The sequence below is a fragment of the Arthrobacter sp. FW306-05-C genome, assembly GCF_021801725.1.
Lineage (GTDB): Bacteria > Actinomycetota > Actinomycetes > Actinomycetales > Micrococcaceae > Arthrobacter.
On record NZ_CP084556.1, the window covers coordinates 264,658 to 286,451 of the forward strand.

24 protein-coding genes and 1 tRNA gene are annotated in these 21,794 nt (G+C 66.5%); 18 read left to right on the top strand and 7 right to left on the bottom strand.

Annotation, left to right across the window (positions count from 1 at the left end; translation table 11 throughout):
- Both LFT44_RS01285 and LFT44_RS01290 read right to left on the bottom strand, forming a co-directional pair.
- Complete coding sequence (locus LFT44_RS01285; RefSeq protein WP_236800639.1) at positions 1–618, bottom strand: DUF47 domain-containing protein; 618 nt, start codon at positions 616–618, stop codon at positions 1–3.
- 314 nt (positions 619–932) lie between these two features.
- Positions 933–1,592: a hypothetical protein gene (locus LFT44_RS01290; protein WP_236800640.1), complete on the bottom strand. Its 660-nt coding sequence runs from the start codon at positions 1,590–1,592 to the stop codon at positions 933–935.
- Positions 1,593–1,802: 210 nt separating this feature from the next.
- On the opposite strand from LFT44_RS01290, the gene LFT44_RS01295 reads away from it, so the two are divergent.
- A tRNA-Lys gene (locus LFT44_RS01295) sits at positions 1,803–1,875 on the top strand.
- A 292-nt stretch (positions 1,876–2,167) separates the two neighbouring features.
- On the opposite strand, the gene LFT44_RS22060 is transcribed toward LFT44_RS01295, so the two are convergent.
- Positions 2,168–2,413: a M23 family metallopeptidase gene (locus LFT44_RS22060; RefSeq protein ID WP_336885564.1), complete on the bottom strand. Its 246-nt coding sequence runs from the start codon at positions 2,411–2,413 to the stop codon at positions 2,168–2,170.
- A gap of 389 nt (positions 2,414–2,802) precedes the next feature.
- Positions 2,803–3,144, bottom strand: a complete 342-nt coding sequence (locus tag LFT44_RS01305) for a YciI family protein (protein WP_236800641.1) — start codon at positions 3,142–3,144, stop codon at positions 2,803–2,805.
- Positions 3,145–3,292: 148 nt separating this feature from the next.
- Between LFT44_RS01305 and LFT44_RS01310 the strand changes: the two genes are divergently transcribed.
- The 5 genes from LFT44_RS01310 (at position 3,293) to LFT44_RS01330 (ending at position 7,540) form a co-directional block, all read left to right on the top strand.
- Entirely contained in the window at positions 3,293–4,312 is a 1,020-nt protein-coding gene (locus LFT44_RS01310) for a LacI family DNA-binding transcriptional regulator (RefSeq protein WP_236800643.1), read from the top strand.
- A 111-nt stretch (positions 4,313–4,423) separates the two neighbouring features.
- The gene (locus LFT44_RS01315) at positions 4,424–5,260 is read left to right on the top strand and encodes a DUF4397 domain-containing protein (protein WP_236800645.1); all 837 of its coding nucleotides are present in this window, start codon (positions 4,424–4,426) and stop codon (positions 5,258–5,260) included.
- A 111-nt stretch (positions 5,261–5,371) separates the two neighbouring features.
- On the top strand, positions 5,372–6,100 hold the full coding sequence (locus tag LFT44_RS01320) for a class F sortase (RefSeq protein WP_236800647.1): 729 nt from the start codon (positions 5,372–5,374) through the stop codon (positions 6,098–6,100).
- A 29-nt stretch (positions 6,101–6,129) separates the two neighbouring features.
- Positions 6,130–6,744, top strand: a complete 615-nt coding sequence (locus LFT44_RS01325) for an RNA polymerase sigma factor (RefSeq protein WP_442863787.1) — start codon at positions 6,130–6,132, stop codon at positions 6,742–6,744.
- A complete protein-coding gene (locus LFT44_RS01330; protein WP_236800649.1) occupies positions 6,731–7,540 on the top strand; it encodes an anti-sigma factor in 810 nt (269 codons plus the stop codon). Before LFT44_RS01325 ends, LFT44_RS01330 begins: the two co-directional genes overlap by 14 nt.
- Here the strand turns inward: LFT44_RS01330 and LFT44_RS01335 are convergent.
- Together LFT44_RS01335 and LFT44_RS01340 are read right to left on the bottom strand one after the other, a co-directional pair.
- Positions 7,530–8,006, bottom strand: coding sequence for a hypothetical protein (locus tag LFT44_RS01335; protein WP_236800650.1), 477 nt, complete (start codon positions 8,004–8,006; stop codon positions 7,530–7,532). The two genes, LFT44_RS01330 and LFT44_RS01335, sit on opposite strands and share 11 nt — an antisense overlap.
- Positions 8,007–8,112: 106 nt before the next feature.
- Positions 8,113–8,901, bottom strand: coding sequence for an ANTAR domain-containing response regulator (locus LFT44_RS01340; RefSeq protein WP_236800651.1), 789 nt, complete (start codon positions 8,899–8,901; stop codon positions 8,113–8,115).
- 470 nt (positions 8,902–9,371) lie between these two features.
- Here LFT44_RS01340 and arfA point away from each other — a divergent pair, with 470 nt between their 5' ends.
- From arfA to LFT44_RS01400, 12 genes are all read left to right on the top strand, one after another.
- On the top strand, positions 9,372–10,898 hold the full coding sequence (gene arfA, locus LFT44_RS01345) for an arabinosylfuranosidase ArfA (protein ID WP_236800652.1): 1,527 nt from the start codon (positions 9,372–9,374) through the stop codon (positions 10,896–10,898).
- A 58-nt stretch (positions 10,899–10,956) separates the two neighbouring features.
- Entirely contained in the window at positions 10,957–11,544 is a 588-nt protein-coding gene (locus LFT44_RS01350) for an HhH-GPD-type base excision DNA repair protein (protein WP_236800654.1), read from the top strand.
- The gene (locus LFT44_RS01355; protein WP_236800656.1) at positions 11,544–12,548 is read left to right on the top strand and encodes a LacI family DNA-binding transcriptional regulator; all 1,005 of its coding nucleotides are present in this window, start codon (positions 11,544–11,546) and stop codon (positions 12,546–12,548) included. The genes LFT44_RS01350 and LFT44_RS01355 overlap by 1 nt, the downstream gene beginning before the upstream one ends.
- Before the next feature lie 97 nt (positions 12,549–12,645).
- The gene (locus LFT44_RS01360) at positions 12,646–13,203 is read left to right on the top strand and encodes a cysteine hydrolase family protein (protein ID WP_236800657.1); all 558 of its coding nucleotides are present in this window, start codon (positions 12,646–12,648) and stop codon (positions 13,201–13,203) included.
- Between the two features lie 94 nt (positions 13,204–13,297).
- Positions 13,298–13,600 carry an urease subunit gamma gene (locus LFT44_RS01365; RefSeq protein ID WP_236800658.1) on the top strand — a complete coding sequence of 101 codons (303 nt, stop codon included), beginning with the start codon at positions 13,298–13,300 and terminating at the stop codon, positions 13,598–13,600.
- Between the two features lie 11 nt (positions 13,601–13,611).
- Positions 13,612–13,965 (top strand): urease subunit beta, encoded by a 354-nt coding sequence (locus LFT44_RS01370; RefSeq protein WP_236800659.1) that lies wholly within the window; start codon positions 13,612–13,614, stop codon positions 13,963–13,965.
- Positions 13,962–15,692 (top strand): urease subunit alpha, encoded by a 1,731-nt coding sequence (ureC, locus tag LFT44_RS01375; protein WP_236800660.1) that lies wholly within the window; start codon positions 13,962–13,964, stop codon positions 15,690–15,692. Before LFT44_RS01370 ends, ureC begins: the two co-directional genes overlap by 4 nt.
- Before the next feature lie 33 nt (positions 15,693–15,725).
- Positions 15,726–16,211 carry an urease accessory protein UreE gene (ureE, locus tag LFT44_RS01380; RefSeq protein ID WP_236800661.1) on the top strand — a complete coding sequence of 162 codons (486 nt, stop codon included), beginning with the start codon at positions 15,726–15,728 and terminating at the stop codon, positions 16,209–16,211.
- Positions 16,212–16,355: 144 nt separating this feature from the next.
- Entirely contained in the window at positions 16,356–17,024 is a 669-nt protein-coding gene (locus tag LFT44_RS01385) for an urease accessory protein UreF (protein WP_236800663.1), read from the top strand.
- Positions 17,025–17,048: 24 nt separating this feature from the next.
- Positions 17,049–17,663: an urease accessory protein UreG gene (gene ureG / locus LFT44_RS01390; RefSeq protein ID WP_236800665.1), complete on the top strand. Its 615-nt coding sequence runs from the start codon at positions 17,049–17,051 to the stop codon at positions 17,661–17,663.
- A 152-nt stretch (positions 17,664–17,815) separates the two neighbouring features.
- Positions 17,816–18,646 (top strand): urease accessory protein UreD, encoded by an 831-nt coding sequence (locus LFT44_RS01395; RefSeq protein ID WP_442863788.1) that lies wholly within the window; start codon positions 17,816–17,818, stop codon positions 18,644–18,646.
- Entirely contained in the window at positions 18,646–19,704 is a 1,059-nt protein-coding gene (locus LFT44_RS01400; protein ID WP_236800667.1) for a HoxN/HupN/NixA family nickel/cobalt transporter, read from the top strand. Before LFT44_RS01395 ends, LFT44_RS01400 begins: the two co-directional genes overlap by 1 nt.
- 69 nt (positions 19,705–19,773) lie before the next feature.
- Here the strand turns inward: LFT44_RS01400 and LFT44_RS01405 are convergent, their stop codons facing one another.
- Positions 19,774–21,708: an adenylyl cyclase gene (locus LFT44_RS01405; RefSeq protein ID WP_236800669.1), complete on the bottom strand. Its 1,935-nt coding sequence runs from the start codon at positions 21,706–21,708 to the stop codon at positions 19,774–19,776.
- Positions 21,709–21,794 lie beyond the last annotated feature (86 nt).

Here is a 21,794-nt window from a genome sequence, read left to right on the forward strand (position 1 = left end):
TCAGGATTCCTTGACGATGATGCTGCCTACCTGGGTGGCCACCCGCCGCATGTCCTTGGTGACCTCCACCAGCTGGTTGGCGATGTCCCGGTTGCGGGAGTACTGGGCCCACTTCATGTCCGCAATCATGTCCGCCACCCAGACACGGTGGGTCCGCTCGGCCCGTTTAGCGAGGCGCAGGATTTCGATCCAGTAGTCCTCGAGGTCATCCAGGTCATTGAGCCTGCGCATCGCGTCAACGGTCAGCTCGGCCTGCCGGCTGATGATCTCCAACTGGTCGGCGGCGCGCTTGGGCAGGCGGTCCAGCTTGTACAGGGCCACCAACTCCGCGGCGGCATCCATCTTCTCCATGGCCTCGTTGAGGTACCGGGACAACGCGTACATGTCTTCGCGGGGGAGGGGGTTCACGAAGCTGCTGCGCATGTGGGTCAAAAGGGCGAAGTGCAGTTCGGCGGACTTGGCCTCGATGTTGTGCATATCCTCCACGAGCTTGCCGTGCTCATCCGCGGGTACGCCAAGGATCTCGGCCAGGGTGGCACTGGCCAGCACGATCTGTTGTGCCATCTGCGAGAGCAGCTTCAGCCCTGCGGGCTCCTGGGGAAAAAGGCGCAGCTTCACGTATTTACCGGTCTCCGGGGACTTATCAAGGCGGGGTTGCTGCGGTGTGACTTGACGCCGGCGGGCAACTGTCGCCTACTCTACCGGCCCGTAACAGCAGCCTCTGAATTCGCCACCTGGATGAGGGCAGAAAAATGGTGCCGAACCGGATACGCCTCTCGGCGGTAGGCCGCTCTAGGCGGCTAATTGTTGAAGCCCGGGGGTTTCGCGGCTCGGCACCGGTTTCAGTCTTCTACTTCACCCGTCCCAAGTCAATCTTGACAGCGGGCGCCCGCTTCGTCCCTGAAATGCGGGCCGCCGGAGGAAAAGGGAACTCAGTCCAACTCGCCCAGGCGCCACGCGTTGGCGGCGTGTTCCAGGTCCTCGGCGGTCTTCACCAACTGGTGCGAGTTCCGCGTCAGCTTGCTGGCATGTGCCTCGTTGGCGTGCTCGGCGCCGTCGGCGAGGGTGGCCTGCCCGAGCGCCACCACGCGGCAAAATGCGGCGGAACGTTCCAGCGCGACGTCGAAATCGCCGTCGAAGGCGCCGGAGAGGATGGCGTCCGCCATGCTGCGCATTTCATCGGCACCGGGCGGCTCCGCGGCGCCGGCCACCACATTGGAAACCTGGGCGGTGTCCCTTCCGGCGCGGAAGTAGACGGAGATGCGCTCGGGGTCCCGGACGGTGGCGGCGCGGAGGGCGTAGAGGCGCCAGAGCGCGCCGGGAAGGGAGCGGGCGGGGCTTTCGGCCCACATCTCGGCAATGGCCTCCAGGCCCTGCTCGTCCGCGAGCTTTACCAGGCGTTCGGTGATCTGGGGGTCGTCGCTGTCGCGGCCGTGGCGGACCAGGGCCTGGGCGGCGAGGTGGGCGGCCTCGGACACGCGGGCGGGATCAGCCCCGCCGGCGAACGGTTCGAAATCCATCGGCGCGAAAGGCTTGGGCTTGTGGTGCCGGTTGCTGCCGCCGTACGGACTGTTTCCTGCTTGCTCGCTCATGCCCCCACGCTACTCCTGTGCCGGAGCGGAAATCGAGCATGTTTGCATTCGTCCCGCTCCGGCGGAAAAGGGCCTTCACCAGTTGGTTTGGGCGCACGACGGCGGCTCCCGGACCGGGTGCGAAAGACGCGGGAACCATGGGTTAGAGTATTAACGTCCAGAAATGGATTGGGCCGGACGGGCGGACACAACGTGTTGACCGGCCGGCAGGGGCCTTTAGCTCAGTTGGTAGAGCATCGGACTTTTAATCCGTGGGTCGTGGGTTCGAGCCCCACAGGGCCCACCGTTTACGCAGGTCAGAGCCATGTTGGTTCTGGCCTGCAGGTGTTTTAAGAGCCAACCAACGCAAGCTGCGCCTGTGGGGCGGTCCACCCAGCCGGAGTGTCGACTGGAAAAGCAGCATCTGCCCTACTACTTTTAGGGAAGCAAGAACGCACGTCCCCCCAATGTGCGGAGCAGCTAAAGGGAAGCCCCTCACGGATCGAGTCAAGGACGTGGGGGCCTTTCTGTTTCAGGCGGGCCCCTTCTGTTTCAGGCAAGCAGAGTCAAGCGGACAGCCTTCACGCTGGCGGCGTTCACAGTGACAACACCGTCCCGTTCCGCGGCAGTCCTCCGGGGAAGGTGACGGGAACCGCAGATGCCTGTTGGGGGTTCGGGGAGTCCATGGCCTGCACGTGCAGATGCGGCTCCGTGCTGTTGCCGGAGTTGCCGCACGCTCCCACCACTTCGCCGCACTCAACCCGTTGCCCAGGCCGGACCCTGACGCTTCCTTGCCTGAGGTGGCACAGAGCGACGAACAAGCCCGCGCTTTCGACAATCACGTGGTTGCCGGCCAGGCCCAGCCACCCTTCCCGGACACGCCGGGCCTGGGTTGCGGCATAGCCGATCGACGGAAACCCGCGGAAAAGCGGCGTGGTCAGCCTCTCCGTCGTGCGCGGCGCGCACCATGCCGGACACCGGCGCCGTGACAGTCCTGCCAAACCCCACGAAGTGTTCCGGCGGCTCGGGCCGGAACAACGACGCCAGGGTGAACCGCGCGGACCGCCCGTTCCCGTCTACCGGCGTGAAGTCGATGGCGTAGCTGGTGCCCAACAACGGCGTCCCGTGGCTGGGAACCCGGTCCGCGGGGGAGTTCTGCACCCGCCAGGAGCCGGTGAACGGATACTGCAGTTCCACCATTACTCCAGGTCCAGGCGGCCGGGTTCAGCGTTCAGCTGGCTGGATCGTACTGGAACGCCCGCACTTCCTGGGCGCAGCGGCAGGCGGCGGCGATCTTCGCGGCCCAGTGCAGCGCAGCGTCGTAGCTGGGCAATTCCAGCACCGTGTAGCCGCCCTCGATCTGCGCTGTCTGGGGGTAGGTGCCCTCCGTGACGGTTCCGCCGCCGTCCACCATGACCGGCGGGACGCTCTCGTCGATGCCGCCGCCGAACACCCAGACACCCGCGTCCTTTGCCTCCCGGACCACCGCATGGGCCGCGTCGGCAACCTGCTGCAGGCCGCCGTCGGGAATGTCCATGACGCCACTGGGAAACGAGATCAGGTACTTGGTCATTGGGCCGGCTCCTTCTTTGCAGACGCGGATGACCCCCATCCTTCCCATCGGGCAGGGGCAGTGCAAGCACCCATCCACAATCTGCGCTGGACACGATTTGCACCCGCGAGACACCGAGCCCAGCGGCCGCAACAGGCACAATAGGCACATGGCAAAAACCAGCAAGGGCCGGATGCCGCGCCTGGAAGACGTGGCCAAGATCGCCGGGGTCTCCCACCAGACCGTCTCCCGCGTGGTGAACAACCACCCCAACGTCAGCAAGGCGACGCGGGAAAAGGTGGAAGCGGCCATTGCGGAACTGGGGTACCGGCGCAACACCGCTGCCCGGAGCCTGGTTACGCGGCGATCGCAGACCATCGGAGTGCTGGCCAGCGAGCTCTCCCAATATGGCCCGGCCAACACGTTGGTGGGCGTCGAAAATGCCGCCCGCAATGCCGGCTACTTTGTCAGCATCGCCGCCCTGCGGGAAGTCAGCAGGGACGCCATCTCCGACGCTGTTGGCCACTTCATGGACCAGGCCGTGGACGGAATCGCCGTGCTGGTGCCGCATTCGGAAACCCTGGCTGTACTGGAACAGATGAACCTCCCCGTGCCCGTGGTGGCCGTGGGCTCGGCAGGCAGTGCTTTGGTGAGCGGCGCCATGGTGGACCAGCGCGCGGGCGCCCGGCTCGCCGTCGAACATCTCATCAAGGAAGGCCACCGGCAGATCGGGCACATCGCGGGCCCGCCGGACTGGACCGACGGTGCCGAGCGTGCGGAGGGCTGGCGCGCCGCCCTTCGGGAAGCAGGGCTGGACGATTCCCTGCTGGTGGAAGGCGACTGGAGCGCTGGCAGCGGCTATGCGATCGGCCGCGGGCTGGCTTCCGCGCGCACTGCGACGGCCATCTTCGTGGGGAACGACCAGATGGCCCTGGGCCTGCTGCGCGCCTTCACGGAGGCGGGCGTCAAAGTGCCCGACGACGTCTCCGTGGTGGGTTTCGACGACCAGCCGGAGGCGGGGTACTTCACGCCCCCGCTGACCACCGTCCGCCAGGACTTCGAGGAGCTGGGCCGCCGCTGCATGGACATCATGCTTCAGGAAATCGAGTCCGGCGCCCCGGTGAGCTCCACCGTGGTGCCGCCCGAACTGGTCCTGCGCGCCAGCACCGCCGCTCCGGCCTCCGCGTAGGAGCTCCGCCCAAAAAAATCTCCATGAATGTGCATCCAAATCCGGCCCTGCGCCGGTAGTAGGGGTGTCAGCAAAAAACGCCCGGCAGCCGGGCCGTTCAAGGAGATGGACATGCGCAACACAATCTTCACCGCAGGTGCCGGTGCGGCAGCCATTGCAGCCGCAATCGCTCTGGCCGGTCCCGCGAACGCAGCAGAGGGGGACGCCCAGCTTTCCGTCCTGCACGGGGTCCCCGGACTGACCGTGGACGTCTGGGTCAACGGCGAGCGCACGCTTGATGATTTCGCCCCGGGAACCCTTGCCGGGCCACTGGCGCTTCCGGCGGGTTCCTACCAGATCGCCATCACGGCCGCCGACGCCGCCGACGCGTCCGCGCCCGCCATTGGCCCGGTCAGCGTCAACCTGGCCGCCAACGGAAACTACACCGCCGCGGCCCACCTGGGCGCGGACGGCAAGCCCACCGCCAGCCTGTTCACCAACGATGTCTCCCAGATCCCGGCAGGCAAGGGCAAACTGACCGTCCGGCACGCCGCCGCTGCACCCGCCGTCGATGTCCTGGCGGGCGGTACCGCCGTCGTCACCAACCTGGCCAACCCGAACGAGCAAACCCTGACCCTCGATCCCGGCACCGTCCCGGCCGCAGTCGCCGCTGCCGGTACTACCACCCCGGTGATCGGCCCGGCGGACGTGGCGGTGGCCGAGGGGACGCACACCATCGTCTACGCCTGGGGCAGCCTGGCGGACCAGAACCTGAAGCTCGCCGTGCAGACCATCGAGGGCCTGCACTCTGCTCCGGGTTCGGTGCCGGGCGCCCTCAATGGTGCCGCTGGTTCTGCCGGTGCGGGCTCCACGGTTGCCACTGCCGGATTCGGCCTGGCAGCCCTGGCCCTGCTGGCCGGGGCGGTGGGCGTAAGCCGGGCGGTCCGCGCCCGGCGCGCGGAGCTCTGACGCTCCTCTGGCAGGACGGTAGAAGGCAGGGGCCCGGCCGCGCACCCGCGGACGGGCCCCTGCCGGGTCTTCCAATTGTTCGACGCACGGTGTTTCAGGGAGGCGGCAGGCATGAAGGCAGGTACGACGACGGCAGGCGGCCACCGCCATCGACATTCCTTTGGTGCCGGCGCAGCGGCGCTGGTGGCTGCTGCGCTGGTTCTTTCCGGGTGCGCCTTCGGTGATCCCGCCACTTCCGGGCAACCGCCGGCTGTTGCGGCGGTCACCGGTGCGCCGGCCGCGCCCAACACCCCGCTGCCGCCCCCGGCTGCCGTTGAAGCGGCACCTTCCGGCCCGGCCGCAGCGCTGGAAAAGGCCATTCCGGTCCGGCCGGCGACTCCACCGGCCGCTGCTGCCGCGCCTCCACCCACCTCGCTCACCGTCGCCGGCACGGCCATCGACATGCCGGTGGTGCCCGGGGGAGTGTCAGCCGGGGGAGCGATGGAGATTCCAGACGTGTTCGACCGCGCCGCCTGGTACAAGTTCGGCCCCGCCCCCGGGGCCGCCGAAGGCGCGACCGTCATCGCCGGACATATTGACACGAAGTCGGACCGGGCGCCGTTTTCCGCGCTGAAGTCGCTCGCGGCGGGAACCGTTATCAGCGTGGGGCGGGAAGGCGCCCCGGCGGTCACGTACCGCGTAGTGGGCGTGGAGCTGATGGCGAAGGACAAGTTCGACGGCGCCTCCCTGTTCCGCCGCTCCGGCCCGCATGAACTCAAGCTGGTCACCTGCGGCGGCAAATGGCTGGACGCGCGGATGGACTACAGCGACAATGTCATTGTCACCGCGGTCCCCGGATGAAACAGTTCCTGGATAAGCGGTGGCCCGCCATGTATCTCGTCGCCGAAGCCGGGAGGGAGCCGCCTGTGACGCTCCCCGGCCGCGCCTCCCCAGGATGGGACGACGGACTGACCGCATCCTTCCTGTCCGGCGATGAGCATGCGCTGGCGGCGGCCTACCGCGAGTTCGCGCCCGTGGTGCATACCCTGGCTCTCCGGTCCCTGGTGGACCGGGCGGCGGCGGACGACGTGACCCAGGAAGTCTTCATCCGGGTGTGGCGCTCGCGGGGCACCTTCAACCCGCAGGTCGCCCGGCTCCCGGCGTGGATCGTGGGGATTACGCGCAACGCCATCGCAGATGCCCAGCAGTCATCGGCCCGCGAAGTACGCAAGGCCCACGCCGCTGCAGGGGCCGGACTGGCTGCGGACCCCGGGGCGGGAACCGAGGCCGCGGAAACCCTGGCGGACCGGCTGCTCCTGGACGGCGAACTGGAGAGGCTCGGCGAGCCCCAGGGTTCCATCATGAAGCTTGCCTTCTACGAGGATCTGACGCACGAACAGATTTCGCGGAAACTGGACCTGCCCCTTGGTACCGTCAAGAGCCATATCCGCCGCAGCCTCACCCACCTCAGAAGCCGATTGGAGGTAGACCATGCCGCATCTTGATCCGGAACAGTTGAGCCTCCTGGCGCTGTATGACGACTGGGAGGACCCGGCAGGCCGCGAGCACCTCCGGGCCTGCCCACAATGCGCGGCCGACTACGCTGCCCTGCGCCGCACGGTGGAGGCGGTGAAGACGACGCCGGACACCAGCCGCCTGTCCGTCCCAGGCCCCCAGGTCTGGGCAGGAATCCACCGGGAACTTGGCCTGGGGGAGTCCGTCCGGGAGGACCCGCTGGCTGCGGAAGCCCAAAAGGAAGGCGGCGCACCGCCCGCCGCCACGCCGGCACCCGGGACCGCGCCGCCGTCGAACGTTGTTCCCATGCCCGCCCGCACGGAAGGTGCCCGGACAAAACGTGACCGGGCGAAGGCCGCCTGGTGGCAGCGACCCGGTGCGTGGCTGGCGACAGCGGCCGCTGCCGTCCTGGTGGTTGCCGGCGCAGTCTGGGCCCTGAACCGGCCGGCGCAGCCCCGGGAGCTGGCCGAGGCCCAGCTGACCCCGTTGGCACAGCACTCCGCCGCCGGATCAGCCAAGGTGGTGGCAGCTGCCGATGGTTCACGCAGCCTCGAGGTCAGCCTGAACAAGGATGAAGCCAAGGGCTACCAGGAGGTGTGGCTGATCGCCCCCGACCTTTCCAAGCTGGTCAGCCTTGGCGTCATGAACTCCACGTCGGGAACGTTCCCGGTGCCCGCCGGCCTGGACTTGTCCCAGTACCCGGTGGTCGATGTGTCCGACGAGCCCATGGACGGCAACCCCGCACACTCCACCGTGAGCATCGCCAGGGGCACGCTTACGTCCTGATGCGCGCCCGGGCCCATGCGGAGGTCCTGCCCCACTGGGCAACAACGGCAGCGGCTGCCAGCGCAGCGCCCGCGTGCAGGTACAGCATCAGGTGGAGTGAGTGCGCGGCCGGAGCAACGGCCGACGACGACGGCACGTCCGCGGTGCTGCCGGCGCCATGGTCATGGCCCGGCAATGGGACGGCGGTGGCCGTTGAGAAGGCTGCCAAGGCAAGGTGCAGCAGTTGCTGGGCGACGGCGGATGCCGCCAGGACAGCCCAGCCCGGAAGCTGCGGGGGCGCCAGCCGTTCAAAGAGCACGGCGCCCAGGCCCAGCAGCGCTGCCAGTGCCACCACGATGCCCACGGCGGGTGACGAGCCTCCTCCCGCGACATGAGCTGCCAGTCCCAGTGCGGTGGCCAGCGGTCCTGCCAGCCAAGTCAGGGCGCTCCCGCGGGTACGCGGGACGGCTGCCTGAATGCTCTCCATCGGTCTGCCCTTCCGCCGCCGGTCCTCATTGTTCCCTACCCATCCCGGTGGGAGTGAACCGAAGAGGCAGGCAGGAGTGGCCAGCAGGAGTGGCCAGCGGGCGTGGCTAGCGGCCGAAGTGGGAGTGCGGCGTGCCTTCCGGCAAGCGTTCAAGGATGTCCTCGGCCACCTTGCGCACCTTGATGTTCCGGTGGCTGGATGCCTTGGCCAGAATGGAAAACGCCTCCTGGTAGGAGCACCTGTTCTGGGCCATGATCACTCCGCAGGCCACATTGATGGAGGTGCGGCTGTCCAGGGCTGACCGGAGATCGGTGGCCAGCGAACGGGCGGCGTGCAGGTTGATGGCCATCTGCAGGCTTTTGGTCGCCAGGGCGGCGAAGGTGCGTGCTTCCGCGATGGCCTGGAGCGGGAAGGCCTTTGCGTCCTGGGCGAAGAAGGCGAGCGCGGCGCTGGACTCACCGAGCTCAGTATTGCCGGGGATCCCGTCGTCAGCCGGAACGTCCGCGTCAAGGCGCAGCCGCACTGCAAGGGCGCTTCCGAAACCGGCAGACTGCAGCTGGGTGGAATATTGCTTCCACCGGAAGTCGCCGTTCCTTTGGAGTACCGCTACCGGGTGGCCGCCGGACATTACATCGGTCACCGGCCCCTCGGCCATCTCGCGTTCCCAGTCCAGCAGGCGGACCACTTCCCCCGAGGTGCCGGTGATGGCCGGGCTGCGCTTGGGCTGGCGCAGCACCAGTCCGCAGCCGACGTCCAGGTTGGTGGTCCTGGCCACGTGCCCTGCGGACGCTGCCACCAGCAGATCCAGGGAATCGGACAGGGTCTGTGCGCCGTTGACCAGGTCCAGCAGGAGGCCCGGGTTAGTGGCCGCGACCTGGTCATGGCTGGCCTTCAACAGTGGGGTCCGGCCCCTTTGGAGGTCCGAAGGGGCGAAAGGGCCGGCGACGGCTGGGGGAGAGTCCTTGGTCTCGAAGGACTCCTCGTCGCCGGCCCCGCCTATTACCCGGGTCCTGTGGACCGGGAAGCCTGGGCCTACATGTCGTGCGTGCATTGGCAGTCTCACAACCCCCTAGTGAGCCAAGTACCGAGAACCAGAACGGGTCTTGTCTCTGGTAAAGAAACCTAATTGCCCTCCGGCCCCCCGTGAATGCGTAGCTGGTACCTGTCTTTTCGGTTAGGTGGTACTTGGGAGCCCGGGGTTCGGGGCCGGGCTCGGGGTCTTGCCGCAGGCCACCCTGCCTTCCGCTCCTGCCGCACCGCAGAAATGCCCTGCGCCATTGGGTTTGGTACACCCCTTGACGCGCGGAGCGGCACCCCCAACAATATTTCTATAACGTTGTATATGACTACACCGAGGATACGTTCGTGACCCAGCCAGAACCTGCTGCAGCAAAAATCACCCTTGACCCCTCGTTCGTTGTGGGGCCCGTCCGCCGTCGTACTTTCGGGGCCTTCGTTGAGCACCTTGGCCGGTGCGTGTACACCGGAATCTTCGAGCCGGACCACCCGGACGCCGACGAGGACGGCTTCCGCAAGGACGTCCTGGCGCTGACCCGCGAGTTGGGGGTGTCCACCGTCCGCTATCCGGGCGGCAACTTTGTCTCCGGCTACCGCTGGGAGGACGGCGTGGGTCCGGTGGACCAGCGCCCTGTGCGGTTGGATCTGGCCTGGCACTCCACCGACCCCAACACCGTGGGTGTGGACGAGTTTGCCAAGTGGTCCGCCAAGGCCGGAGTGGAACCGATGATGGCCGTCAACCTGGGAACCCGTGGTATCCAGGAGGCGCTGGACCTGCTGGAATACACCAACATCGACGGCGGCACCGCCCTTTCGGAGCGGCGGCGCGCCAACGGGGCGGCGGACGGCTACGGCATCAAGATGTGGTGCCTGGGCAACGAAATGGACGGCCCGTGGCAAATCGGCCACAAGAACGCGCTGGAGTACGGCCGGCTCGCCGAGGACACCGCCCGGGCAATGCGCATGGTGGAGCCGGACCTGGAGCTGGTTGCGTGTGGCAGCTCCGGGCCCACCATGCCCACGTTCGGTGAGTGGGAGCGGGTAGTGCTGTCCGAAACCTATGAACTGGTGGACCTGATCTCCGCGCACCAGTACTTCGAGGACTTCGGCGACCTGCAGGAACACCTCGCTGCCGGGCACAAGATGGAAGCCTTCATCCGGGACCTCGTGAGCCACATCGACCACGTGAAGTCGGTGAAGAAGTCCACCAAGCAGGTGAACATCTCCTTCGATGAGTGGAATGTCTGGCACATGAGCCGGGACGAATCCAAGGTGCCCACCGGCAAGGACTGGCCGGTGGCCCCCGTGCTGCTGGAGGATACCTACACGGTGGCCGACGCCGTGGTGGTGGGGGACCTGCTGGTCACGCTGCTCCGGAACACGGACCGCGTCCACTCGGCCAGCTTGGCGCAGCTGGTGAACGTCATCGCGCCCATCATGACCGAGCCCGGTGGGCGGTCCTGGAAGCAGACCACCTTCCACCCGTTCGCGCTGACCTCCCGGCACGCGTCCGGCACGGTGCTGCAGCTCGCCGTCGAATCCCCGCTGGTCAGCGGCGGCAAGACGCCGGACTTCACCGCGCTGTCCGCCGTCGCCACGTATGACGCGGACAAGGGCGAGGCAGTGGTGTTCGCGGTAAACCGCTCGGCAGACTCCGCGCTTACCCTGGATGCTGCCGTGGCCGCGCTGGGCAACGTCCGCGTGGTTGAGGCGGTGACCTACGCCAACAAGGATCCCTACTGGCAGGCCAGTGCCGACGATTCCACGTCCGTCCTGCCCTCCGAAAACGGAACAGTAAAGGTCGACGGCGGCCGCCTCACCGCCGAGCTTCCGGCCGTGTCCTGGTCCATGATCCGGCTGTCCGTCAGCGCCTGACACGGCGGCTGGGAAGGCGGGGGCGTCCTTATGACGACGGCGGGCCCCAGGTGGGAGGATGGACGGCATGGAACTGCACATCACGGGGGATCCCGCCGCGGACAAGTTGTTGAGTGAGGACGCCTTCGCCCTGCTGACCGGCATGTTGCTGGACCAGCAGGTCACCATGGAATCCGCCTTCGCGGGGCCGGAGAAAATCCGGACCCGCATCGGGTCGCTGGAGCCCGGGGCCATTGCCGCACATGATCCGGCTGCGTTCGTGGAGATGTTCAAGGAGCGCCCCGCCGTCCATCGCTTTCCCGGCTCCATGGCCGCGCGGGTGCAGGCGCTCGCCGAGGCAGTCCAGAGCGAGTGGGACGGCGACGCCGCAGCCATCTGGACCAAGGGATCGCCGGACGGCGCCGAGGTGCTGCGCCGGCTCAAGGCCCTGCCCGGTTTCGGGGAGCAGAAGGCCAGGATCTTTTTGGCCCTGCTTGGCAAGCAACGCGGCCTTGAGGCGCCGGGGTGGCGGGAAGCAGCGGGCCACTACGGCGAGGAAGGCTCCTACCTCTCCGTAGCGGACATTGTGGACCCGGAGTCCCTGGCCAAGGTCCGCGCCAGCAAGCAGGCGGCCAAGGCCGCGGCGAAGGCAGGAAAAGAGCGTTAATGGCTGTCACCATGAACGACGTTGCGAGGGCCGCAGGTGTTTCCCTCAAGACCGTTTCCAACGTCCTGAACGACTACGAATTCATCCGGCCTGCCACCAAGCAGCGCGTGCAGGATGCCATCGCGGAACTGGGCTACGAGGCGAACCTCACCGCCCGCAGCCTCCGGTCCGGCAAGACCTCCATGCTGGGCCTGGTCCTGTCCGACCTCTCCGCGCCCTACTACGCCGAGCTGGCGTCCAAGCTGATGAAGGCCGCGTCCCGCCACGGCTACCGGGTGATGGTGGAGCAGTCCGACGCCGAGCCGTCGGTTGAGCTGGGCGCCCTGCAGGGGACCTTCCGCCAGCTCACCGATGGGCTGTTGTTCACGCCCCTGGTGGTGGACGCAGATGCCATTGCCGAGCGTGCAGGCAAGAAGCCGCTGGTGATGCTCGGCGAGCACATCATGGACCCGCGCTTCGACCTGGTCACCATGAAGAACGAGGAAGCCGCGGCTGCGCTGACCAGGCACCTGCTTGGCGGCGGCCGCCGTCGTATTGCCGTGGTCGGCGCCAACACCGGGGAGTCTGCCGGGACCTCGGGCCTGCGCCTGAACGGCTACCGGAAGGCGCTGGAGGAGGCGGGAGTTCCGTTCGACGCCGCGCTGATCGCCCCCGCCGAGTGGCGCCGTGACACCGGCGCCGCCGCCGTTGCCGGGCTCCTGGAGTCCGGTGTGGAGTTCGACGCCGTCTTCGGACTGAATGACGTACTGGCACTCGGTGCCATGCACGAACTGCTGATCCGCGGCGTCAAGGTGCCGCAGGACGTGGCGGTGGCCGGCTTTGACGACATCGACGAGGCCCGGTTCGCGTCCCCGTCCCTGACCACCGTCTCACCGGGCATGGACGAGATCGCCGAGCGTTCCATCGGCCTGCTGCTGGACCGGATCGCCGGCCGCGAGACATCGGAACAGGGTGTGCATGTGGAGGCCGGGTTCGAGCTGAAGGTCCGGGAGTCCGCACCCTAACTGAACCGCACGGCACATGCCGCCTCGAAGCAGGGGGTTTCACGTGCCCCGCACACGGGTATCTTTCCGAAACCGGCTCAACGAGGAAAGGTGCCCCATGATTGCCCTCCTGGTCATCGACATGCAGAACGCATTCTTCGAAACACCCGAACTGGCAGCCCAGCAGGAGCGGGTGGTCAGTGAGTGCAACCGGCTGATTGAAGGGTTCAAGGCAGCCGGACACAATGCGCTCCTGGTGGGCACCGAACACGAACGGGACAAGTCCACCTGGACCCTCAGCATGCTTGACGACGACCAGGGGTTCATCTTCCGCGGCAGCGAGCAGGCCCAGTCGGTGCCGGGGCTCTTGAAGGAGGACCTGCCCCAATTGAACAAGACAAGGGACAGCGGCTTCGTGGGCACCAACCTGCTGGCGCGGTTGCGGAACTGGGGCGCCGGGGAAGTGGTGCTCGCCGGTGTCTCCACGCACAACTGCATCGCCCAGACCGCCGCGGACGCCTTCGCGCACAACATCCGGGTTACCTACGCCAGGGATGCCATGGCCTCGGAGGCTGACCAGGACGCTGCCGACATGCTCCGCATCCTTTCCGCCACGTACCGCCAGCCCATCCAGTCCAGTGATGACATCCTCGCCCGGCTCAGCGAAACGAAGTAGGCAGGCGCCCAGCCTGTACTGATACTCCCGAAACCTGGTGGAAACGTGCCGGGCTTACGCTGGCAGCACGCCCCAGGCCGTCGAAGGGAACCCCATGCATCTGATGCCGCGTGAGCAGGAAAAGCTCCTGATCGTGGTGGCCGCCGACCTCGCCCGCCGGAGGCAGTCCCGCGGCCTCAGGCTCAACTACCCCGAGGCCGTGGCCATCATCAGCTATGAACTGATTGAGGGGGCCCGCGACGGCCGCAGCGTTGCCGACCTGATGAGCTACGGCACCACGCTGCTCAGCCGCGAAGACGTGATGGAGGGCGTGCCGGAGATGATCCACGACGTCCAGATCGAGGCCACCTTCCCCGACGGCACCAAACTGGTCACCGTCCACAACCCCATCCGGTAAGGAGTGCGGCAATGATTCCAGGCGAGTACGTCCTCAGGCCGGAGCCCGTGACCGCGAATGCGGGCAGGGAGGCCATCGAGGTTGCCGTGACCAACACCGGCGACCGGCCCGTGCAGGTGGGTTCCCACTTCCATTTTGCCGAGGCCAATGCGGCCCTGGCCTTTGACCGGGAGGCAGCCTACGGCCGGCGCCTGGACATCCCGGCGGGGACGGCTGCCCGGTTCGAGCCGGGAGACTCACGCACGGTCCGGCTCATCGAGCTGGTCGGCCGCCGCGAGGTCTACGGGCTCAGCAACGCGGTCAACGGAAAGCTCGACGGCGGTATCCGCCAGGGTGGTCCGGTCGCGGAAGGGGACAGCAAGTGAGCTTCGAGATTCCGCGCCGGCAGTACGCCGACCTGTACGGACCGACCACCGGGGACAAAATCCGCCTGGCCGACACCGAGCTGTTCCTTGAGATCGAGAAGGACCTCACCGTCTACGGCGAGGAAGTGGTGTTCGGCGGCGGCAAGGTGATCCGCGACGGCATGGGCCAGAACGGCCAGGCGACCCGGGATGAGGACGTCCCGGACACCGTGATCACCAACGCGGTCGTCCTTGACTACACCGGCATCTACAAGGCTGATGTGGCACTGAAGGACGGCCACGTCTTCAGGATCGGCAAGGCCGGAAACCCGCAGATCACCGACGGCGTGGAGATCGTCATCGGCGCAAGCACCGAAATCATCGCCGGGGAACGGAAAATCCTCACCGCCGGCGGCATCGACACCCATATCCACTTCATCTCCCCGGACCAGATCCCCACGGCCCTGGCCAGCGGCGTGACCACCATGATCGGTGGCGGCACCGGCCCTGCCGAAGGCACCAAGGCCACCACGGTGACGCCGGGCAAGTGGCACATCCAGCGGATGCTGCAGGCCGCCGAGGCGTTCCCCATGAACATCGGCCTGTTCGGCAAAGGCCACGCATCCGCCGTCGAACCCCTGGCCGAGCAGATCCGCGCCGGCGCCATCGGGCTGAAAGTCCACGAGGACTGGGGCGCCACCACCTCATCGATCGACACCTCGCTGAAGGTGGCTGACGAGTACGACGTCCAGGTGGCCATCCACACCGATACCCTCAACGAGTGCGGCTTCGTGGAGGACACCATCCGCGCCATCGACGGCCGCGTCATCCACACCTTCCATACCGAAGGTGCCGGCGGCGGGCACGCCCCGGACATCATCAAGATCGCGGGAATGCCCAACGTCCTGCCCGCCTCCACCAACCCCACGCTGCCGTACACGCGCAACACCATCGAAGAGCACCTGGACATGCTGATGGTCTGCCACCACCTCAACCCTGACATTCCCGAGGATGTGGCCTTCGCCGATTCCCGCATCCGGGCCGAGACCATCGCCGCCGAGGACGTGCTGCAGGACCTGGGCATCTTCTCCATCACGTCCTCCGACTCACAGGCCATGGGCCGGGCGGGTGAGGTCATCACCCGCACCTGGCAGGTGGCGGACAAGATGAAGAAGCAGCGCGGGGTGTTGGAGGATCACGACGGCGGGACGCACGGCAGTGCCGGCAGCGACAACTTCCGGCTCAAGCGCTACGTGGCCAAATACACCATCAACCCGGCAATCGCCCAGGGCATCGCGGACTCCGTCGGTTCCGTGGAGGTGGGCAAGTTCGCTGACCTGGTGCTCTGGGACCCGGCGTTCTTCGGCGTCAAACCGGAGCTCGTCCTCAAGGGCGGCCAAATCGCCTACGCCCTGATGGGGGACGCCAACGCCTCCATCCCCACCCCACAGCCGCGCACCATGCGGCCCATGTTCGCCACCTTCGGAAAAGCCGTACAGCAGTCCTCCATCACCTTCCTGTCCAAGGCGGCGATCGACGCCGGCGTGCCCGAGGAGCTCGGCCTCGAAAAGGTCATCCGGCCCGTCTCCGGCATCCGGAACCTCACCAAGGCCGACCTCAAATACAACGACGCCACCCCGGACATCCAGGTGGACCCGGAAACCTACCAGGTGACTGTCGACGGCGAGGACGTCACCTGTGAGCCGTCCGACGTGCTCCCCATGGCGCAGCGGTACTTCCTCTTCTAGTCCCGCGAACTCCACACCCCTGAAAGAAACCACGTGATCATCGAACGAGTCCTCGGCAACCTCCATGACTTGCCCGAAACCGACCTCGCCGCCTATGCCGGGCTGCACCGCGAGAAGGTCATCCTGCCCAGCGCCCAGCTGGTCAAACGCATACAGCGCGCCACCACGGACCACGGCAAGGAAATCGGCATCCGCCTCCCCTCCGGCGCCGGCGACCTCCGCGACGGCGACATCCTCCACGTCGAAGAATCCAACATGATCGTGGTGTCCGTCCTGCCCACCGACGTCCTGGTCATCGCACCCCGCACCATCACCGAAATGGGCGTCACCGCACACTCCCTCGGCAACCGTCACCTCCAGGCGCAGTTATTTGACGCCGAGAGTGAGTACAAAGCCGAAGTCATGGTGTGCGCTTACGACCACACCGTCGAGGACTACCTCATCCATGCCGGTGTGCCATACACCCGCCAGGAACGCGTCCTCCCTGTACCTTTCCGCCATGCTGAGCACTCGCACTAACTCTTCAGCGCTAGGCGCTTCAAACAATTCCTTGGGTGGGTGCGCCGCCCCGGGATGGGGGCCGTGCCCGCTTCGCGGTGCCCGCCACGCCGCGGCCCCCATCCCCGGGCGTCGCTTGCTTGCCTCGGCTTGGGTGCGCCTTTCGTGAGCGGGTATCAGCTTGCCCTCCAGCAACTGGTTGATTCCGCCTTGCCTACTGGGGCTTTTGCTCACTCCTTTGGGTTTGAGACGTACATCGATCGGGAGCTCGTTTTTGATGAGGTGTCCTTTGGGGTTTGGTTGTCCTCGTTCATCTCGCAGTCGCTGACGTATTCGGATGGGTTGGCGGTTCGGCTTTTGTATGAGGGGGCTGATCTCGGGGAGCTGGATTCTCTTCTTTCTGCTTGCCTGTTGCCTCGGCAGGTTCGGGAGGCTTCCTTCAAGATGGGGTCCCGGCTGCTCGAGATTGGCGGGGAGGTGTTTCCCTCACCTGCGCTGGGACTGTACCGGGACCTGGTGGCCACTGGGCGGGCCGCCGGGCACCAGCCGCTGGCGTTCGCCGTCGTCGTCCGCTCCCTGGGCGTGCCGCTCGAGGAAGCGCTCGCCGCCTACCTCTTCGCCACCGTCACGTCCCTGACGCAGAACGCCGTCCGTGCTATCCCCCTGGGCCAGAACGCCGGGCAGCGGGTCCTGCGGAAAGCGCACGACGACGTCGCTGCCGCCATCGAAGTGATCGCCCGCCTCACGCCGGACGACCTTGGGGCCGTCAGCCCCGGACTGGAAATTTCACAAATGCGGCACGAACGCCAGCGTGCCCGGATGTTCATGAGCTGACTGGCTCAAAGTAGGAGGAACACCATGACTGAACCCATCAAAATCGGCATCGGCGGACCCGTCGGCGCCGGCAAGACCCAGCTCGTGGAACGGCTTACCCGGCACATGAGCGGCGGCATCTCCATGGCCGCCATCACCAACGACATCTACACCATCGAAGACGCCAAAATCCTCGCCGCCAACGGCATCCTCCCCCCGGACCGGATCATCGGCGTCGAAACCGGCGGTTGCCCCCACACCGCCATCCGCGAAGACACCTCCATGAACACGGCCGCCATCGAGGAACTCAAGGCCCGGCACCCGGACCTGCAGGTCATCTTCGTTGAATCCGGCGGCGACAACCTCTCCGCCACCTTCAGCCCCGAACTCGTCGACTTCTCCATCTACATCATCGACGTGGCCCAGGGCGAAAAAATCCCCCGCAAAGCCGGCCAGGGCATGATCAAGTCCGACCTCTTCATCATCAACAAAACCGACCTCGCACCCCATGTCGGGGCCGACCTCGCCGTCATGGAGCGCGATTCCAAAGAGTTCCGCGGCAACAAACCGTTCTGCTTCACGAACCTGAAAACCGACGAAGGGCTCGATAAGGTCATCGACTGGATCCGGCACGACGTCCTGATGCTTGATTTGGCATGAGCACGACGGCGGACTTGGGTTCAGCGCTCGCCTCACCGGGCGCCGGGTTGGCTCCGGCGGCTTCGCCGGATTTTGGGCCGTGCCCGCTTCGCGGTGCCCACCACGCCGCGGCCCCAAAATCCGGCCTCGCCGCCTCAGTGCGTACGTCACCTATGGGCGAGCTTGAGCTTCGGGTCGCCTTGCGTGGGCAGCGCTCCGTCGCAACGCATCAGTACCATCGGGGTGCCTTGAGGGTGCTCCGGCCGCATTATCTCGATGACTCGGGGCAGGTTTGTTATGTCGTCGTGAATCCTGGCGGGGCTTATCTTGGGGCGGATCTCTTTGTGCTGGATGTGGAGGTGGGGGACTCTGCTTCGTTGTTGTTGACTACCCAGTCCGCTACCAAGGTTTATCGGACTCCCGGGTCTTTTGCCGAGCAGAGGATGGCTGTCCGGCTGGGGGAGGGGGCGCGGGTGGAGCTGATGCCGGACCAGCTCATTGCGTACCGGGAGGCCCGCTACCGGCAACGGACCTCCGTGACCCTCCGGCCGTCGTCGTGCCTTGTCGTGGCCGAGGTGGTGACTCCGGGCTGGTCGCCGGACGGTGCCGTCTTCCGGTACGAGGAAGTCCGGCTGCGGAATGAGATCCGGGTCGAAACTGGGACCGGTACCGAATTGCTGGCGCTGGACAACCTGCTGATCCGGCCGCCGCTGGGCGATGTCGCCGGGCTGGGATTTATGGAGGGCTTCAGCCACCTGGGCTCGCTGGTGGTGGTGGATCCACGGGTGGACCAGGCGCTCGCCGACGAACTGCACCAGTTGACGCAGCCGTTCGACGCCCGGACCGGCCTCTCGCTGACCCGCACCATCGGCGGAACTACCGGGCTGGTGCTGCGCAGCCTGTCGAACAGCACCGAAGAACTCAACCGGCTGCTCGGCGCCTGCGCCAACCTCCTCCGGGAACGCTGGTTCGGCCAGGGGCCCTTGGACCTGAGGAAGCATTGATGGCCGGCATCGCTGCTGTCTACCGGGACCGGGACTCGCTGCCGCTACGGACCCGGGCGCTCTTCACCTTTGGTGCCGTGGCCGCGCTGCACGCTGCCGCCGTCGTCCTTTTGCTTGCCGGAACCCGGACCGGGGGCGGCGGGGCGCTCTCCTGGGGACTTGTCCTCACCGCCTACCTGGCCGGCGTAAAGCACAGCTACGACTGGGACCACCTTGCCGCCATCGACAACTCCACCCGGAAGTTCGTGGCACAGCGGCAGCATCCGGTGAGCGTGGGCTTCGCGTTCAGCCTGGGCCATAGTTCGGTGGTGACCCTGGCCGGGGTGCTGGTGATCGCCGGTGCATCCCTGGTTGGCGGCCTGATGGCGGACGAAACGGCCGGGAATCTGGTGCTGGGGCTGATCGGCAGCGGTGTATCCGGGCTGTTCCTGCTGGCCATGGGGCTGTTCAACGGCTCGGCTTTCACCCGCTCGGCCGCTGCTTTCCGGCGTTCCCGGACCGGAGCAGCCATCGATCCCCGCGACCTGGAACCGCAGGGACTGATGGCGCGGCTGCTTTCGCGGCCGCTGTCCAGGGTGCGCCGGCCGCGGAACATCTACGTGATCGGTTTCCTCTTTGGGCTGGGTTTCGATACCGCCACCACCATCGGGCTGCTGATGATGGCGACGGCGGCGTCCCTGGCCGGGGTGCCCCCGTTCGCCCTGCTCGCCCTCCCGCTCGCCTTCGCAGCCGCGATGACGCTGTGTGATTCGGTGAACGGCATGGCGATGATGCGGATGTACCGTTCGGCACTGGCTGACCCGCGGCGGAAGCTTGGCTTCAATGCTGTGGTGACGGGCATCTCTGCCGCCTCGGCCCTGTTCATTGCCGTGATCACTTTGGCCGGCTTCTTTCACGCCGCATTCGGCCTGCATGATCCGGTGACGGCATGGCTTTCATCGATCGACCTGGGCGACGCCGGCCTGCTGCTGGTGGCGCTGCTGCTGGCCGTCTGGGGCGGAGCGTCACTGGTCTCGTTGCGGTCCCGGAACAAAGTCGTGCAGTCCACCAACACATAGGGGCGCGGTGCCGGCCCTGATAGCCAACACCGCGCCCCTCCGCCTCTTACTGGCTGATACCCAGCCGGCCTAGCCGAAATCTGCCACGTAGCTGGGGACCCCGACGGCGGCCGTGGAGACCGGCGCTCCAGTGTCATTGACCACGTGGTCCAGTGTCCCGGCACCGAGGTTTACCGTCAGCAGGCTGTGCAGCTTCACTCCCGGGGTCACCGGAACTTCAAAACCCCTGGTGGCATGGATGGTGGGGTCCACATTGTTGTAGACGTAACTGCCGCCGCCCCACAGCTCGTGGGTCCTGACGGAGCCTGCCACCTTATAGCCCGCCCAGCCCAGGACGCCATCGTGCTGCCATGCTGCCTGGTTCGGGGCGTCGTAGGGCAGCTCGTTCTGGAAGAAGACGGTTCTGCCGTTTTCACCGTTCCAGATGACGTTGTACTGCTGGTAGTGCTCCACGAACAGGCCAGTGGCCGTGACGTTGTTGCCGTTGACGATCACGCCGTTCCTGCCGGTGTTGGTTGTCCAGCCGACACCATTCCCGTGGTCCGCGCGCCAGGCCCAGATGTGGTCCAGGAGGACATTGTCGCTGTTGACTTCCAGGCTGACCGAGGCCTTGCCCACGTGCGGGCCGCCGATGCGGAAGAAGACATCATGGAGCGTGGTGGGGTTGGCCGGATCGCTGCGGATGCCGGAGTTGGCCGGTCCGCCCCCTTCGCCCGGGATAGCCTTGCCGAGGCGCATCAGGGCAGGGGAATTTACCTCGCCGGCGTCCACGGTCACTGCAGCGATATCAACTCCGGGGACATCAGCCACGGTCAGGGGAACTGCCCCCTTCACGGCCGTCAGGGTGGTCATGCCCAGCCCGAGGACAACGGTGTTGGCTCGTTTGACCTCGATGCTGCGGTCGACGTCGTAAACCCCGGGGGTAAGGAGCAGGTTCTTGCCACGGGCCAGTTGGGAATTGATGGCCTGGACGGAATCGCCCGGGGTGGCGATGTAGAAGTCGGCCAAGGGAATGCTACGGCCCTCCGTAGGACCGTTTTCCCATGTGGTCCCGGCAGAGTCTTGACGGACGGCAGGAACGAAAACGCTGTACTGGCCTTCCGAATCCAGCGTGAGGTAAGGCTTCTCCCGGCTGATGGGGGTGTTGGCCAAGGTTGTGTAAGGCGGGGTGGGGAAGGAATCCGCAGGTGCCCCGGCCACGCCTGAGAACACCTGGTTCCAGACCCCGTTGGACCAGCTGCCGATGCTGCTGTCACGCACGAGGTACTGCTGCTGTGACCCGTTGATGATTGCGCCCGCCTTGGAATCCGCTATGAAGCCGCCACTGGCATACTGCGGGCCTGCCGTGCAGTAGTCCATCAGGGAGAGATTGCCGCCGGTGATGTTGACCCGGCGCATCGGGGAAGCCTGCGAAGCGGCCCAAAAATTCGCAGAGCTGCGGCAGCCCTCAAGCCCGGTGACATTGATGGTGAGGTTGGACAGCGAACGCCAGAAGTTGTTCAGTGCGATGCAGTTATCGGCGGCCAGGCAGCGGTTGTAAACGTCCACGTGGCCGTTGATGGTGACATCCGTGGGGGCAGCACCCAGGCCGGCTACCTCCGTGGAGTAGCCCACCTGCACGATCAGCGGCTCCTCAGGGGTGCCATAGGTGCCCGGCTTGAACAGCAGGGAGTACCGGTTGGTCCCCATTTCGTCGTCCACCTGCTGCGCGGCAATGGAATCCACCGTGGACTGGATCTGCGCCACCGGCATGCTGGGGTCGAAAACGTAGACATTGGGGCCGAACGGATGTTGCCCTGCCTGCGATGGGGCTTGTGGTGCGGCCGGGACCAGCTGCGGTGACGTTTCGGGAACAGCCCCCGGCGAAGCCTGTGCTCCGGCACCGCCACTGGCGATGACAAGCCCGATAAGGAGAGTAGTGGCGCCAGTGATGCGGCCGGAACGGTGCCGGTGCCTGGACCGGGCAGCGGAACGAGGAGGATGTGGGCGTGGGGCTAGCGGCATTGCTGGTCCTGTCGTTGTTGGGCTGGGGCGGCGGTCCCTCTTTGAGCAGGCAAGATGTGGGGTGGGAGCGCTCTCGTCGGGGAAGC

Bases quoted from the DNA above. Each gene is read 5' to 3' on its own strand.
- LFT44_RS01355 (WP_236800656.1), top strand. From the start codon at position 11,544: ATGGCTGTCACCATGAACGACGTTGCGAGGGCCGCAGGTGTTTCCCTC.
- LFT44_RS01370 (WP_236800659.1), top strand. From the start codon at position 13,612: ATGATTCCAGGCGAGTACGTCCTCAGGCCGGAGCCCGTGACCGCGAAT.
- ureG (WP_236800665.1), top strand. From the start codon at position 17,049: ATGACTGAACCCATCAAAATCGGCATCGGCGGACCCGTCGGCGCCGGC.
- LFT44_RS01395 (WP_442863788.1), top strand. From the start codon at position 17,816: ATGGGCGAGCTTGAGCTTCGGGTCGCCTTGCGTGGGCAGCGCTCCGTC.
- LFT44_RS01400 (WP_236800667.1), top strand. From the start codon at position 18,646: ATGGCCGGCATCGCTGCTGTCTACCGGGACCGGGACTCGCTGCCGCTA.
- LFT44_RS01315 (WP_236800645.1), top strand. From the start codon at position 4,424: ATGCGCAACACAATCTTCACCGCAGGTGCCGGTGCGGCAGCCATTGCA.
- LFT44_RS01290 (WP_236800640.1), bottom strand. From the start codon at position 1,592: ATGAGCGAGCAAGCAGGAAACAGTCCGTACGGCGGCAGCAACCGGCAC.
- LFT44_RS01365 (WP_236800658.1), top strand. From the start codon at position 13,298: ATGCATCTGATGCCGCGTGAGCAGGAAAAGCTCCTGATCGTGGTGGCC.
- LFT44_RS01325 (WP_442863787.1), top strand. From the start codon at position 6,130: ATGTATCTCGTCGCCGAAGCCGGGAGGGAGCCGCCTGTGACGCTCCCC.
- LFT44_RS01350 (WP_236800654.1), top strand. From the start codon at position 10,957: ATGGACGGCATGGAACTGCACATCACGGGGGATCCCGCCGCGGACAAG.
- LFT44_RS01360 (WP_236800657.1), top strand. From the start codon at position 12,646: ATGATTGCCCTCCTGGTCATCGACATGCAGAACGCATTCTTCGAAACA.
- LFT44_RS01335 (WP_236800650.1), bottom strand. From the start codon at position 8,006: ATGGAGAGCATTCAGGCAGCCGTCCCGCGTACCCGCGGGAGCGCCCTG.
- LFT44_RS01405 (WP_236800669.1), bottom strand. From the start codon at position 21,708: ATGCCGCTAGCCCCACGCCCACATCCTCCTCGTTCCGCTGCCCGGTCC.
- LFT44_RS01330 (WP_236800649.1), top strand. From the start codon at position 6,731: ATGCCGCATCTTGATCCGGAACAGTTGAGCCTCCTGGCGCTGTATGAC.
- LFT44_RS01310 (WP_236800643.1), top strand. From the start codon at position 3,293: ATGGCAAAAACCAGCAAGGGCCGGATGCCGCGCCTGGAAGACGTGGCC.
- LFT44_RS01305 (WP_236800641.1), bottom strand. From the start codon at position 3,144: ATGACCAAGTACCTGATCTCGTTTCCCAGTGGCGTCATGGACATTCCC.
- LFT44_RS01320 (WP_236800647.1), top strand. From the start codon at position 5,372: ATGAAGGCAGGTACGACGACGGCAGGCGGCCACCGCCATCGACATTCC.